The following is a 13,639-nucleotide window of genomic DNA, read 5'->3' as shown; positions in this document are numbered from 1 at the left end:
TTAGCACATGTTATATAAAAGAAGTAGTCAGCTATTTGCTGAAGCAGAAAAAGTAATACCAGGAGGAGTAAATTCACCAGTTAGAGCGTTTAAAGCAGTAGGAGGAACTCCCATTTTTGTAAAGAGTGCAAAAGGAGCCTATATGTATGATGAAGATGGAAATCGTTTAATAGACTACATCAATTCTTGGGGTCCTATGGTTTTAGGTCATGCATATGAACCAGTAGTAAGTGCAGTAATTGAAAAAGCAAAATTAGGAACTTCTTTCGGGATGCCAACAGAGTTAGAAACACAGATAGCTGCTTTAGCGGTTGCAATGGTACCGAATATTGATAAAATAAGATTCGTTAATTCTGGTACAGAAGCTTGTATGAGCGCTGTTAGGTTAGCACGTGGTTTTACAAAAAAAGATAAAATAATTAAGTTTGCAGGTTGTTATCACGGTCATTCTGACTCCTTTTTGATTCAGGCTGGAAGTGGGGCTATTACATTTGGTTCGCCCAATAGTCCAGGAGTTACTGCTGGTACTGCAAAAGATACTTTATTAGCAACTTACAACGATTTAGATAATGTAGCCGCTCTAATTGAAGCTAATAAAAATGAAATTGCTGCAATAATTGTAGAACCTGTTGCCGGAAATATGGGTTGTATACCTCCTAATAAAGGTTTTTTAGAAGGCTTACGCCAAATGTGTACTGATAACGGTATTCTTTTGATATTTGATGAGGTTATGACTGGTTTTCGTCTAGCGAGAGGTGGTGTTCAAGAACTTTTAAATATTAAAGCAGATATTGTTTGCTTCGGAAAAGTTATTGGTGGAGGTTTACCCGTCGGAGCTTTTGCAGCTCGAGAAGAAATTATGAATTATTTAGCTCCGCTAGGTCCGGTATATCAAGCAGGAACTTTGTCAGGGAATCCATTGGCTATGGCTGCAGGATTGGCTATGCTTCAAGCATTAGATTCTAATCCTACTATTTTTAAAAGATTAGAAGATAAAACAGCTTATTTGCATGCAGGTATTGATAGAGTTTTAAAAGCTCATAATATTGTTTTTACGATCAATAGAATTGGATCTATGATTTCAGTTCATTTTGATAGTAATCCGGTAACTGATTTTAAATCTGCAGCTAAAGGAGATAATGAAAGGTTTAAAAAGTTTTTTCATGGATTACTGAATGAGGGAGTATATATTGCTCCATCAGCATATGAGACTTGGTTTATTACCGATGCTCTTTCCTACGAAGATTTAGATTTTACGATAGCAGCCATTAATAAAGTGGCTCAAACATTATAATATTTATTATTTTAAAAAAAAAAGCTTCGGATTGTCCGAAGCTTTTTTTTTTAGTTTTCTATTTCAGTTCTTTTATTACTTCTTTCTTTCATTCTGTTTGCTACTTTTTCTCTGTTTTTTTCTTGGTTTGTTTTCCAAGTAGTAAATTGCTCAGGAGTTAAAATAACTTTCATTTTATCTTCTAGAATTTTTCTCTCTTGTTGCATCTCACTTTTTTTAGCTTCATGCTGCATTTTCATTTCTTCTTTTGATGTCTTATTTTTATCCATCATCTTTTCTCTTTTCAGTTTCTGATCGGTTAAAAGTTGATTGATTTGTTCCTGCTGTTTGGCATTTAAACTTAATTCAGCAGTCATTTTTTTCAATTGCTTTTCTTGACGCTCTTGCGGTGTCAATCGTTCCATTTTTGTTCTTTCTGAGCCATCTTTCTTGTTTTGAGCATAGGTTGTCATACCAACAACTAATAATGCAGCAATAATTAATTTTTTCATTTTAATAATTTAAGAGTTATAGAGATAAGACAATTATGATGTTTTAAAGTTTAATCATTAACAAAAGTTTATCGTTTGATTTCTTAACTATAAGTTAAAAAAAGCGAATATATCCTTATAAGTATGATTCAAGTCATAATAATTAAATAATAATATTCGCAAATTTGTTAAACAATTCTAAAAACAATTTTATGTACAAATTAACTTTTTTTGTAGTTGCATTCTTAATGTTAACTTCATGTGGCGATAAAACGAAAACCACCGATGATTTCTCAAAAGATACTGCTGCTCCAACTGACGGGTCAGCTACTTCTACTACTGATGCCGCAACTTATGATCCAAATAGAGGAATAGGGAAACACACATCAGTAGACTTGGGAGCCAAACTAGATGTTGCTATGGCTGCCGAAGGAGAGAAAATTCAATCTGTAAAATGTTCTTCTTGTCATAAATTAACGGATGAAAAATTAGTAGGTCCAGGATGGAAAGGGGTTACAACACGTCAAAAACCAGAATGGATAATGAACTTTATCACAAATCCAGACCCAATGATTGATAAAGATCCAGAACTTCAAGCACAACTAGAACTTTGTTTGGTTAGAATGCCAAATCAAGCCTTGTCTGATACTGATGCAAGAAACTTACTTGAATTTATGCGTAAAAACGACGGAGTAAAATAATTCAAAAAATAATAAATAAAAAAGTATGAAAAATATTTTTGTAAAAACCAGTATTGCTGTTGTGTTTGCGAGTGTCTTTTTTGGTTCTTGTAGACCTAAAGATACAGCCGATGCGGTAAGTGGTGATGCTGCTCAAAAAGTGTATGTTGCCCCTGGTAAATACGATGAGTTTTATAATTTTGTTTCAGGAGGATTTAGTGGACAAATGAGTGTTTACGCTTTGCCAAGTGCTCGTTTATTAAGAGTGGTTCCTATTTTTTCTGTAGATCCTCAAAGCGGATATGGATATAGTGAAGAATCAAAGCCCATGCTGAATACTTCTCATGGATTTGTGCCTTGGGACGACCAACACCATTTAGACATGTCACAGACCAATGGTGAAGTTGATGGTCGTTGGATTTTTGCCAATGCCAATAATACGCCTAGAATAGCTCGTGTGGATTTGAAAACATTCAAAACTGTAGAGATTATTGAATTGCCTAATAGTGCAGGAAATCACTCCTCTCCTTTTATTACCGAAAACACAGAATATGTTGTTGCAGGAACTCGTTTTAGCGTTCCGCCGGATAATTCTAATGGAGACGTACCTATTAATACGTATAAAGAAAACTTTAAAGGGTATTTGAGTTTTGTAAAAGTTGGTAAAGAAGGTCAGATGGATATCGCTTTCCAGATTGAAACTCCTGGTGTCAATTGGGATTTAAGTCATGCTGGAAAAGGGAAGTCTCACGGATGGTTTTTCTTTTCTTGTTACAATACAGAACAAGCTAATACTTTACTTGAAGTGAATGCTTCTCAGAAAGATAAAGATTTTATCATGGCTGTTAACTGGAAAAAAGCCGAAGAGTATATCAAAGCCGGTAAAGGGAAAAAAATAGCGGCAAAATATGTTCACAATACTTGGGATGAGAAAACACATTCTGCCAAATCAGAAATGAGAAATGAAGTTCTAGTACTTGATTCTAAAGCTTTAAAAGACATTTGCTACATGATTCCATGTCCTAAATCTCCTCATGGTTGTGATGTTGATCCTACAGGTGAATTCATTGTTGGTAGTGGAAAATTAGCCGCTTTGATTCCTGTTTTTAGTTTTGACAAAATGGTAAAAGCAATTGCTAACAAACAATTTGACGGTAATTACGATGGAATTCCAGTTATAAAATACGAAGCAGCTTTGCATGGTGAAGTTAAAAAACCAGGATTAGGACCATTACACACTGAATTTGACGGAAGAGGTAACGCTTACACTACTTTCTTTGTTTCTTCAGAAGTGGTAAAATGGGATATTAAAACCTTGAAAATTTTAGATAGACATCCAACTTATTATTCACCAGGACACTTAATGATTCCAGGTGGTGATAGTAGAAAACCATTTGGTAAATATATGGTTGTATATAATAAAATTACCAAAGATCGTTACTTACCTACTGGCCCAGAATTGGCGCAAAGTGCACAGTTGTTCGACATTAGTGGTGATAAAATGAAATTATTATTAGATTATCCAACTATTGGTGAACCACATTACGCGCAAGCAGCACCAGCAGATTTAATTAGAAACAATGGCCAGCTAAAGTTCTACAAAATTGAAGAAAATCACAATCCTTTTGTTACTAAAGGAGAGAAAGAAGCTAAAGTAGTTAGAAAAGGAAATAGAATTGATGTATATATGACTTCTATCCGTTCTCACTTTGCTTCTGATAATATTGAGGGAATAAAAGTTGGTGATGAGGTTTATTTCCATGTAACTAACTTAGAACAAGACTGGGATGTACCTCATGGTTTCGCTATAAAAGGGGCAGATAATGCAGAACTTTTAATCATGCCTGGAGAAACTGCAACTCTAAAATGGTTGCCTAAAAAAGTTGGAATTTATCCATTCTATTGTACTGATTTTTGTAGTGCGCTACACCAAGAAATGCAAGGTTATGTTAGGGTATCTCCAGTAGGAAGTACCGTTCCTCTCACTTTTAGTCTGGGAACTAATATGCCAGCTAAATAATAGTACTTGAAATTCAAAAGGGAACAAATAAATAGTTTGTTCCCTTTTTAATAATAAAAAATATGAATAATTCAAAAATTACAATACTTTCAAAAGTTATGCTTTTGGTAGTGATGGTACTATTGCTATCTTCTATTTTTGTTCCAATGTGGAGAATCGAACTTTCTGCTCCACAATATCCAGAGGGATTAGTTCTTAAATTACATGCGAATAAAATTGCGGGAGATGTTGATATTATCAATGGGCTTAACCATTATATCGGCATGAAAACCTTGCATAAAGAAGATTTTATAGAGTTTACAATTCTACCTTATATCTTTGGTCTTTTTGCAATAAGTGCTTTAGTAGTTGCACTGATTGGAAAGAAAAAAGGATTATATGCGTTATTTATTTCTTTAATTGTTTTTGGAGTTTTGGCCGCAGTAGATTTTTACAGATGGAACTATGAATACGGACATAATTTAGATCCCAATGCAGCCATTAGAGTACCAGGAATGTCTTATCAACCACCGATGTTAGGATATAAGCAATTGTTGAATTTTGGAGCGTATTCGATTCCGGATATTGGAGGTTGGATGTTGATTGCTTCAGGAGTGCTTTTATTTATTCTTGTGCTTAAAGAGTCTAATATGTTAAAACGATTTTCTAAATCTAAAGTAACTGCCGTCTTATTATTTGCTTTCTCCTTATCATTTATTTCTTGTGCTAAAACAGAGCCAACTCCAATTAAATTAAATATAGATTCTTGTGATTTTTGCAAAATGAGTATTGCCGATGGTAAATATGGAGCAGAATTAATTACGGTAAAAGGAAGAACTTACAAGTTTGACGACATTATGTGCATGATAAAGTACGGTAAAGAAAATCCGGATACCAAAGTGGCTTCTTATTTTGTTAATGATTACAACCAGAATAATGTATTAATAGCGGCAGAAAGTGCTCATTTTATTTCGGGGACAGACATTTTAAGCCCAATGCGAGGTGGAGTTATTGCTTTTTCTGATGCTACAGTAGCTAAAGAATTTCAGCTTAAGTTTGAAGCTGAACCCATGAATTGGGATGCTGTATTCACAAAATAAATCTTTATTTTTTGTAGCATAACAAACGTAAAATTTGTTTTTCAATTCCTTTATTTTATAAAACTATAATTTTTTTTAAGTAGAAATTTTATAATTTCAGATGCTTTTAAATACCTATATAGCGCTAAATTATTTATGCTGGAATTGCTTAATCTAAAAAAAATAATGAAAAAAATATTGTTCATAATGCTGTTGTTTTCTTCATTCCTGCACGCGCATATAATTGATGTAGGTCCTAAAAAATCTATAAAATCCATAAAAAAGGCAATTTATTTAGCTAAAATAGGAGATACTATTATTGTTCATAAAGGAACTTATAAAGAGGGTAATATTATTATCGATAAGAAAGTTGTTTTTATTGGTAAAGACTTTCCTATTCTTGACGGTCAAAAAAAATATGAAGTTCTTTCTGTAAAAGCGGATAGTGTTGTTGTAGATGGTTTTAAAGTCATTAGATCCGGACATGCTACATTAGAAGATCCTTGTGGTATAAAAGTTTACAACAAAAAAAATGTCATAATACAGAATAATATTTTAGATGATAATTTCTTTGGAATCTATATTCAAAATGGAAGAAACTGTCTTATAAAGAACAATACAATTATTGCCTATGGAAAAGAGGAACAAGAAATAGGCAACGGAATTCATTGTTGGAAAAGTGATAACCTTCAGATTATTGCTAATAAAATATCTGGTCACAGAGATGGTATTTACTTTGAATTTGTGACGAATTCTGTGATATGGAGAAATATTTCAAGCAAGAATATTAGATATGGTTTGCATTTTATGTTCTCAAATGATGATGCTTATATTACAAACGTTTTTAAGAATAATGGTGCTGGAGTTTCGGTGATGTTCACCAAGAATGTCAAGATGTTTAATAATTATTTTGAAGAAAATTGGGGAGATAGTGCCTACGGTTTGTTCCTAAAAGAAATTTCGGACAGTCAGATTATTGGTAATAAATTTTCTAGAAATACTTCTGGAATTCACATGGAAGGAACTAATAGAATTTTAATTGAAAAAAATGTATTTCAGGCCAATGGTTGGGCTATGAAAATTCAGGCAAGTTGTATGGATAATGAAATTGTGAATAATAATTTCATCGCCAATACTTTTGATATGGGAACCAACGGAAGTTTGGTTTTAAACAAGTTTAATACCAACTATTGGGATAAATATGAAGGCTATGATTTAAATAAAGATGGAGTAGGAGATGTTCCCTATCATCCATTAAGTTTATTTGCCGTTCTAGTCGAAAAAAATCCTGCTGCAATGCTCTTATTTCGGAGTTTTATGATTACTCTTCTCGATAAATCAGAAAAAGTTTTACCAAGTATTACACCGGATAATTTTGTTGATAATTCTCCATTAATGCATTCTTTACCATTATGATTGAAATAAAAAATATATATAAAAATTTCGGGAAATTAGAAGTTTTAAATAACATAAATCTTCGTTTTCAAAAAGGAGAATGTATTGCTCTGATTGGACCCAATGGTTGTGGAAAGACTACTTTAATCAAAACAATTCTAGGAATGGTGATTCCCACAAAAGGAGATATTCTGCTGGATCAAAAATCAATTTTAAAAGAATTTAAGTACAGAGAAAATATTGGTTATATGCCTCAAATTGGTCGTTATCCTGATTATATGACTGTGGGACAGATTATAGAAATGATAAAAAATATTAGGAACTCCAATCAAGTTTTAGACGAAGACTTAATAAAAGCTTTTGAACTCGAAAAGATTGTTGACAAGCAAATGCGAACTTTATCTGGCGGAACTACTCAAAAAGTAAGTGCAACATTAGCTTTCTTATTTGATCCCGAAGTGCTAATTCTAGATGAACCTACAGCTGGACTTGATCCTTTGGCTTCAGAAATTTTGAAAGAAAAGATTATAAAAGAAAAAGAAAAAGGAAAACTAATCTTGATCACTTCTCATCTTTTGAGTGAATTAGATGATCTGATAACGCAGATTATATATATGCAAGATGGTGCTGTACATTTTCACCAAACCATTGCTGATTTACTCCAAGCAACAAACGAACAAAAAATTTCAAAGGCTATTGCCAAAATTTTAAAAAATAAACGCAATGAACAGAATCATTAAAATTATTTTTCTAGATATTCTTAAAAATAAGATTATTGTCGCATATACTTTAATTCTAGCTGTTCTTTCTTGGAGTTCTTTTGGATTAGAAGATAATTCAGCAAAAGGATTATTGACTATTTTAAATATTATCTTATTTACGGTTCCATTGGTTTCTATTCTTTTTGCAACTATTTATTTGTACAATAGTTCAGAGTTTATTGAGCTATTATTAAGTCAACCAATTAAAAGAAAGAAAATTTGGCTGAGTCTTTTTTTAGGGCTGTCTTTGTCTATGGTTTTAGCTTTTTTTGTAGGAGCCGGAATTCCTCTTTTGATAAATGCACCGGATAGTGTTGGATTAATGATGCTAATTATTGGTTCGCTCATCACATTGGTTTTTGTTGCTTTGGCATTCCTCAGTTCTATTCTTACACGAGATAAGGCAAAAGGAATTGGGATTGCAATTATGGCATGGTTGTATTTTGCTTTGCTTTTTGATGGTTTAGTACTGTTCCTTTTATTTCAATTGTCTGATTATCCAATAGAGAAAGCAATGATAATTGTCACTGGATTTAGCCCCATAGATTTAGCAAGAATACAAATTTTATTACATTTAGATGTCTCGGCCATGATGGGTTATACTGGAGCAATTTTTAAAGATTTTTTTGGAACTTCTGTTGGTTTATTAATTTCTTTTTTGTTGCTGTGTACCTGGATTATTGTTCCCTTTTTGATCTCTCTCGTTAAATTTAGAAATAAAGATTTGTAAGTTCTTCTTAAAGCCTTTTAGAGGAATGATATTATTAATTTGAATGTTAAATAATAAACAAGGTTATAAACTATTATTTATGTTAAGCTTTTAGTGAATTTTCAACTCAAAAATCATCAAAATGAAATCAACTATTAGAAATAGAAATGATATAATTAAGCTGGTGAATACTTTTTATGATAAAGTAAAAAAAGATGCCAAAATAGGCTATTTTTTTACTGAAGTTGCACATGTAAACTGGGAAGATCACTTATCTAAAATGTATGATTTTTGGGATAATATTTTATTTTGCAATGGTAATTATACCGGTAATCCTATTGTCAAGCATAAAGAATTACATCAAAAAAGTAAGATGAATGAATCGCATTTCTTACAATGGAATCTTTTATTTGATCAAACTGTTGATGAGTTATTTGTTGGGGAAAAAGCTAGCGAAGTAAAGAAAAGAGCCGCCAATATTGCAATGGCTATGATGTACAAAACAATCGAATAATCGTTTTTATTTATCTTTAAAACTAATAATGATTTTAAAATTACAGCTATTACTTTTTTTTAAAGTAATGACTTAAAAAAAAGCGCAAAACAATTTACTTTGCGCTTTTTTAATTGGCATTTGAATTAATAATTTTATTTAGGCAATAAAACATCATTTATGACATGAATCATTCCATTTGCAGTTGTAATTGAGGCAATGATTTCAGAACCATTAACAAAAACTTTATCCCCCACTTTTGTTATTTTTATTTTTCCACCATTTACTTCTTCATATTCCTGACCATCTTGCATATAATCGGTTTTTAAATTACCAACATAGGTGTGATATTCTAAAATATTTTTTAAATCATCCTTTTTTTCAGGTTTTAATAAGCCTTCAACAGTACCTTTTGGTAGTTTTTCAAAAGCAGCATTGGTAGGTGCAAAAACGGTAAATGGTCCCGCATTACTTAACACATCTACTAATCCAGCGGCTTTTACAGCTGCTACTAATGTCGTGTGGTCTTTACTCTTTGACGCTGTTTGAACAATGTTAGGACTTGAAATTTCATCGTTTACTGCAGATTGTCCTACAGCAGGAACTTCACTTTCAGGAGTAGCTTTTTCACTTACTTTTTCATTACTTTCTTTGCATCCAAAAAAAGTTAGTAAAGAGGTGGCAACTAATAATAAAATTGGTTTTTTCATAATTAATATTACTTAGGTTTTGTACCTCAAAGTACTTCATTATCCATTTTTTAATTTATGATTGGAATCATAAGGCAGGATTAATTTTAGTCTTTTTAAATGAATAATAAGCAGTTAAACCTATTCCTAAAAGTAAAAGTAGCGCTACACCAAATAAAATCTCATTGACATAGGGAATCATTGTGTAACTGAACGAGGCGACACCTTGTACAGCTAGAACGAGCTCATTGAAAAACACGCCTAAAGAAAAAATAATAAGGCCTATCTTTATTTTGCTATTCAAAATAATAAAATGTTTGGCATATATATAAAATAGCAAGAACAATGAAATTACGGCTAGTAAAACTAAGTGTAAATAAGCAATTACGATGGGTCTGAAACCAAAAGCCATTTGACTTAAAACCGGAATAGTTGAACCTAGTTGTAAAATGAATTTAATGCTTAACGCTAAGGCAACAAAACATAAAATGTAGCGCAATAAAGGAGCAAAATTATTAATGAATTCTTTTTGAGTTTTAATTAAAATAAACAATAATTTAAACCAAGCAAAAACTTGTATTGTAGCTGCGAATGCTGTTATAATGTAAATCCATACGGGAACTTTTAGCCAAAGAATTGATAAAAAATAGGCTGGAATACAAGCAAAAGCAAATAATTTAAAGGAAATTTCAAAAAAGGAATGATCTGATTTTTTTAGGTTTAAAAACCCAAATAATAACCCAATGCAGCCAAAGAAAAACCAACCGTTATACTGAAAATGTAAAAAATAATAAATTGAAGATAAATACAAGTCTTGTATTACATTTTTACTAGCCATCATGTAGGCTAAGTAAAAAGTTCCAAAAGAGGAAATAATATTAAAAATGACTGCTGCTCTAAACCAATTTATGGCAGCTAAATCAGTATCTATTTTTTTTAAATCTTTGAGGTAGTAATATCCAAAAGCATAGGAAACTAGGATTGAGGCGGTAGAGAAAAATATAGAAAACATTCCGTAGCCCTGAATGATAAAAAAGACTAGCATTCCGTAAGAGCAAATGAGATTTGCAATGATTATTTTTTTATATTTATTTGTATCGAGAACGCCAATTTTATCTTGAAGATAATAGACCATTAAGGTCATTAGTGTATGAGTAATCCATCCGGCAAAGGCAAAATGAGAATGGGAATGCAGTATGTTTTTCTGATTGAAATAAGGAAATTCAAATCCTATTTTATAACGCATCAAAACGCCTAATGATGCTACTATGCAAAGATTTATGAGTGAGAATTTAAGCCAAAATTTTATATTAAGTTTCATTTTTAAAAGTATATTTTGTGATTTATGATTTCTACTTTTTTGCAGTCATTTAATTTTGAAAAAACCCGAATTACTGTCTCCACACGTAAGCCTGTAAAGTTCGCAATTTCCTGACGGGTATAAGGAATGATTTTTTTGTCAGACGCACAACATTCGGATTTTCTCTTGTGTTTTTCTAAAAAAGCAATAATTCTAAATTCAGGAGTTTGATTAATTATTTCTTTAGAAGTAATAGATTTTGAGTGGGTTTTTCTGGCGAGTAAAATCAGAAATGATTTCAGTATAATAGGATATTCATCTAAGATTTTTAGAAATTTTTCCTTGCATAATTTTATGATCGTAGCATCGTGTAGGCAAACTGCTTTTGAAGGATATAATTGATCAATAAATAAAGGAGGTTCTCCAAAACTTTCTCCTTTGCTAAAAAGTCCTTGTGTAAATTCTTTTCCTTCATCATTAGAGTTATACATTCTTACGCTACCATCAATTATTTGATAATAAAAATGAGCTTCTTCACTTTCATTAAAAACGACTTCATTTTTTTTGTACTTTTTGGCTACAGCGCCCCAAGAGAATAGTAAGTCTATGTCTATTTGCATAATGTAATCAAAATTTAGAAATGTTTTATTTCGGCTCTATTATTTATCAATATATACTACAAATCGGATTGTTATAAAGTTATCTAATAAAATCAGAATATTAGTAATAAATAGTTCAATAAAAATAAATAGTTTAAGCTAAAGTGCTATAAAACAGTTCGAAGTGCTAAGGTATTTTAATAAAGGACAAAAAGGTATGATATTTATCAGTTTTTTTTAAATTTTCTTTTTCGAATTTTGTCGTCTATCTAATAAATTATTTTATATGACAACACTTAAACCACTTCATACTTTTCATATTCCAGTTATGGGGCTAGCCTATACAATTGATAGTCCAATACGAGTGGGAAAGTATGGCATATCGTCTGTTATTTCGATTATGGATGATGAACTTATCGAAAAAATGAATGCTTTTTACAGCGCAAAATTTGATCTGCCTTATCAAGAAATAACTCAAAAAATTCATGATTATCGTGCAGAACGTATCACCTCTTATTTAAACTTAGTAGATAAAATTGTTAAGGAAAAATTCGAAAATTTTAAAACAGAACTTTCTGAAAGTAAAACAGCATTAGAAAATTATATCACAATGCTATCCGATAAATCAGGTATTAAAGCTGGTTTGCAAAACATGATGGATGATGGATTAGCGTTAAAGGAAACAATCAAAAACTATCTTGAAGAACATTTAACTCCTGGCGATATCGATGTAAATATCATGACAAAATTGGATAAAGACAATTTTATAAAGGAGGAACAATTGCCTATTATTTTTAATGATGCACATGCAGCACTTCGAGGTTTTGCTAATAGTACTTTAGAATCATCAGTTGTTTTATCTGCTGGGATGAATCCGAGATTATACAGTTATTTTGAAAATTTTTCTGCTTTCTTCCCTGATTTAAATGACAAATTAAAAAAGAAAATTACATTGAAAGTAAGTGATTTTCGTTCGGCTATGATTCAAGGTAATTTTTTAGCCAAAAAAGGACTTTGGGTTTCTGAATATCGAATAGAATCAGGACTAAACTGCGGCGGACATGCTTTTGCTACAGAAGGGTATCTGTTGGGGCCTATTTTAGAAGAATTTAAACAAAAAAAGGAACAATTAATTCAGTCAGCACATGAGTTAATGGTTAAGGCTTTGGGTCAAAAGGAGATGCACATACCTCAAGAGCCTTTAGATTTAAAAATAACGGTACAAGGAGGAGTGGGAACTGCTGAGGAGCATGATTTCCTTTTAGAACATTACAAAGTAGATTCTGTTGGTTGGGGTTCGCCGTTTTTGCTGGTTCCAGAAGCAACCTCAGTAGATAAACATACAAGAGCATTGTTGGCAGGAGCTAAAGAGGAAGACTTATATTTAAGTCATATCTCACCATTAGGAATTCCTTTTAATACGTTACGCGGAACTACCAACGAATTATTAAAACAAAAAAGAATTAATGAAAATAAGGCTGGGAGTTCCTGTCCAAAACGTTTTTTAGCACTTAGCAAAGAATATGATGTAAAAGGGATTTGTACCTCTTCAAAAAAATACCAAGATCTAAAATTAGACGAGTTAGAATTACAAAAAAAAACGCTATCTGCAGAAATTTTTGAAAAAAAGAAAAATAATATTACCGAGAAAGCTTGTCTTTGCGTGGGTTTAGCTAATGCTTCTTATCTTGAAAATGATATTAAAATAAAAGGTCAAGCACAAGGTGTCATTATTTGTCCTGGACCTAATATGGCCTATTTTGATCATGAAGTTTCACTGTCTCAAATGATGCAACATATTTACGGTAAAGTATCTGTATTAAACACAACAGATCGTCCTAATCTGTTTGTAAAAGAATTGAAAATGTATTTGGATTATTTACAAAATGAAATCGAATCTGTTTCTGATGAAATTACTGCTGCACAAATAAAAAAATGGAATGCCTTTAAAAATAATTTAATTATCGGAATTGGTTATTATGAAGATTTATTTTCAGGGAATTCTTTTTTTCAAAAAACTAAAAAGGAGATTTTAAATCAATTTGAGTCCTATAAACAAGAGTTAATTAAGATTGTTATTCCAGAATTACAGTTCGCTTAATTTGGGCTAAGTATTTGTTTTAAATAGAATAATTTATTTCTGAAATTATTCTATTTAAAACAAATTTTCA

Annotated in this window: 13 protein-coding genes; 9 read left to right on the top strand and 4 right to left on the bottom strand. The window is 31.5% G+C overall.

Features of this window, described 5'->3' with window-relative positions:
• Positions 1-7: 7 nt before the first annotated feature.
• Positions 8-1,294: a glutamate-1-semialdehyde 2,1-aminomutase gene (gene hemL / locus J3S90_RS01920; RefSeq protein WP_210644369.1), complete on the top strand. Its 1,287-nt coding sequence runs from the start codon at positions 8-10 to the stop codon at positions 1,292-1,294.
• Positions 1,295-1,344: 50 nt separating this feature from the next.
• Here hemL and J3S90_RS01915 read toward each other — a convergent pair whose 3' ends face one another.
• On the bottom strand, positions 1,345-1,785 hold the full coding sequence (locus J3S90_RS01915) for a hypothetical protein (RefSeq protein ID WP_210644367.1): 441 nt from the start codon (positions 1,783-1,785) through the stop codon (positions 1,345-1,347).
• A gap of 191 nt (positions 1,786-1,976) precedes the next feature.
• Between J3S90_RS01915 and J3S90_RS01910 the strand changes: the two genes are divergently transcribed.
• From J3S90_RS01910 to J3S90_RS01880, 7 genes are all read left to right on the top strand, one after another.
• Positions 1,977-2,465 (top strand): c-type cytochrome, encoded by a 489-nt coding sequence (locus J3S90_RS01910; protein ID WP_210644364.1) that lies wholly within the window; start codon positions 1,977-1,979, stop codon positions 2,463-2,465.
• Positions 2,466-2,490: 25 nt separating this feature from the next.
• Positions 2,491-4,464 (top strand): Sec-dependent nitrous-oxide reductase, encoded by a 1,974-nt coding sequence (gene nosZ / locus J3S90_RS01905; RefSeq protein ID WP_210644362.1) that lies wholly within the window; start codon positions 2,491-2,493, stop codon positions 4,462-4,464.
• 62 nt (positions 4,465-4,526) lie between these two features.
• Positions 4,527-5,543: a nitrous oxide reductase accessory protein NosL gene (locus J3S90_RS01900; protein WP_236023870.1), complete on the top strand. Its 1,017-nt coding sequence runs from the start codon at positions 4,527-4,529 to the stop codon at positions 5,541-5,543.
• Positions 5,544-5,708: 165 nt separating this feature from the next.
• A complete protein-coding gene (locus tag J3S90_RS01895) occupies positions 5,709-6,938 on the top strand; it encodes a nitrous oxide reductase family maturation protein NosD (protein WP_188049547.1) in 1,230 nt (409 codons plus the stop codon).
• Positions 6,935-7,657 carry an ABC transporter ATP-binding protein gene (locus tag J3S90_RS01890; RefSeq protein ID WP_188049548.1) on the top strand — a complete coding sequence of 241 codons (723 nt, stop codon included), beginning with the start codon at positions 6,935-6,937 and terminating at the stop codon, positions 7,655-7,657. Before J3S90_RS01895 ends, J3S90_RS01890 begins: the two co-directional genes overlap by 4 nt.
• Entirely contained in the window at positions 7,641-8,408 is a 768-nt protein-coding gene (locus tag J3S90_RS01885; protein ID WP_210644360.1) for an ABC transporter permease subunit, read from the top strand. Before J3S90_RS01890 ends, J3S90_RS01885 begins: the two co-directional genes overlap by 17 nt.
• A gap of 121 nt (positions 8,409-8,529) precedes the next feature.
• Complete coding sequence (locus J3S90_RS01880; RefSeq protein ID WP_210644357.1) at positions 8,530-8,901, top strand: group III truncated hemoglobin; 372 nt, start codon at positions 8,530-8,532, stop codon at positions 8,899-8,901.
• Between the two features lie 134 nt (positions 8,902-9,035).
• Here the strand turns inward: J3S90_RS01880 and J3S90_RS01875 are convergent, their stop codons facing one another.
• The 3 genes from J3S90_RS01875 to J3S90_RS01865 all read right to left on the bottom strand — a co-directional run bounded on the left by J3S90_RS01875 (position 9,036) and on the right by J3S90_RS01865 (position 11,489).
• Positions 9,036-9,590: a fasciclin domain-containing protein gene (locus tag J3S90_RS01875; protein ID WP_188049551.1), complete on the bottom strand. Its 555-nt coding sequence runs from the start codon at positions 9,588-9,590 to the stop codon at positions 9,036-9,038.
• 67 nt (positions 9,591-9,657) lie between these two features.
• Positions 9,658-10,890, bottom strand: a complete 1,233-nt coding sequence (locus J3S90_RS01870; RefSeq protein WP_210644355.1) for a hypothetical protein — start codon at positions 10,888-10,890, stop codon at positions 9,658-9,660.
• A 2-nt stretch (positions 10,891-10,892) separates the two neighbouring features.
• Complete coding sequence (locus J3S90_RS01865) at positions 10,893-11,489, bottom strand: Crp/Fnr family transcriptional regulator (RefSeq protein ID WP_188049553.1); 597 nt, start codon at positions 11,487-11,489, stop codon at positions 10,893-10,895.
• A gap of 265 nt (positions 11,490-11,754) precedes the next feature.
• Here J3S90_RS01865 and J3S90_RS01860 point away from each other — a divergent pair, with 265 nt between their 5' ends.
• Complete coding sequence (locus tag J3S90_RS01860) at positions 11,755-13,569, top strand: hypothetical protein (RefSeq protein ID WP_210644353.1); 1,815 nt, start codon at positions 11,755-11,757, stop codon at positions 13,567-13,569.
• Positions 13,570-13,639: the final 70 nt, after the last annotated feature.

This window comes from Flavobacterium flabelliforme (assembly GCF_017948675.1).
Classification (GTDB): Bacteria; Bacteroidota; Bacteroidia; order Flavobacteriales; family Flavobacteriaceae; genus Flavobacterium; species Flavobacterium pygoscelis.
The sequence above is the reverse complement of the archived record's forward strand: the minus strand, read 5'-3'. Positions and strand labels throughout refer to the sequence as shown.

What these genes read in the sequence shown, in the direction of transcription:
- J3S90_RS01860 (WP_210644353.1), top strand. Translation starts at nt 11,755, where the DNA reads ATGACAACACTTAAACCACTTCATACTTTTCATATTCCAGTTATGGGG.
- J3S90_RS01900 (WP_236023870.1), top strand. Translation starts at nt 4,527, where the DNA reads ATGAATAATTCAAAAATTACAATACTTTCAAAAGTTATGCTTTTGGTA.
- J3S90_RS01885 (WP_210644360.1), top strand. Translation starts at nt 7,641, where the DNA reads ATGAACAGAATCATTAAAATTATTTTTCTAGATATTCTTAAAAATAAG.
- J3S90_RS01870 (WP_210644355.1), bottom strand. Translation starts at nt 10,890, where the DNA reads ATGAAACTTAATATAAAATTTTGGCTTAAATTCTCACTCATAAATCTT.
- J3S90_RS01865 (WP_188049553.1), bottom strand. Translation starts at nt 11,489, where the DNA reads ATGCAAATAGACATAGACTTACTATTCTCTTGGGGCGCTGTAGCCAAA.
- J3S90_RS01910 (WP_210644364.1), top strand. Translation starts at nt 1,977, where the DNA reads ATGTACAAATTAACTTTTTTTGTAGTTGCATTCTTAATGTTAACTTCA.
- J3S90_RS01915 (WP_210644367.1), bottom strand. Translation starts at nt 1,785, where the DNA reads ATGAAAAAATTAATTATTGCTGCATTATTAGTTGTTGGTATGACAACC.
- hemL (WP_210644369.1), top strand. Translation starts at nt 8, where the DNA reads ATGTTATATAAAAGAAGTAGTCAGCTATTTGCTGAAGCAGAAAAAGTA.
- nosZ (WP_210644362.1), top strand. Translation starts at nt 2,491, where the DNA reads ATGAAAAATATTTTTGTAAAAACCAGTATTGCTGTTGTGTTTGCGAGT.
- J3S90_RS01890 (WP_188049548.1), top strand. Translation starts at nt 6,935, where the DNA reads ATGATTGAAATAAAAAATATATATAAAAATTTCGGGAAATTAGAAGTT.
- J3S90_RS01895 (WP_188049547.1), top strand. Translation starts at nt 5,709, where the DNA reads ATGAAAAAAATATTGTTCATAATGCTGTTGTTTTCTTCATTCCTGCAC.
- J3S90_RS01880 (WP_210644357.1), top strand. Translation starts at nt 8,530, where the DNA reads ATGAAATCAACTATTAGAAATAGAAATGATATAATTAAGCTGGTGAAT.
- J3S90_RS01875 (WP_188049551.1), bottom strand. Translation starts at nt 9,590, where the DNA reads ATGAAAAAACCAATTTTATTATTAGTTGCCACCTCTTTACTAACTTTT.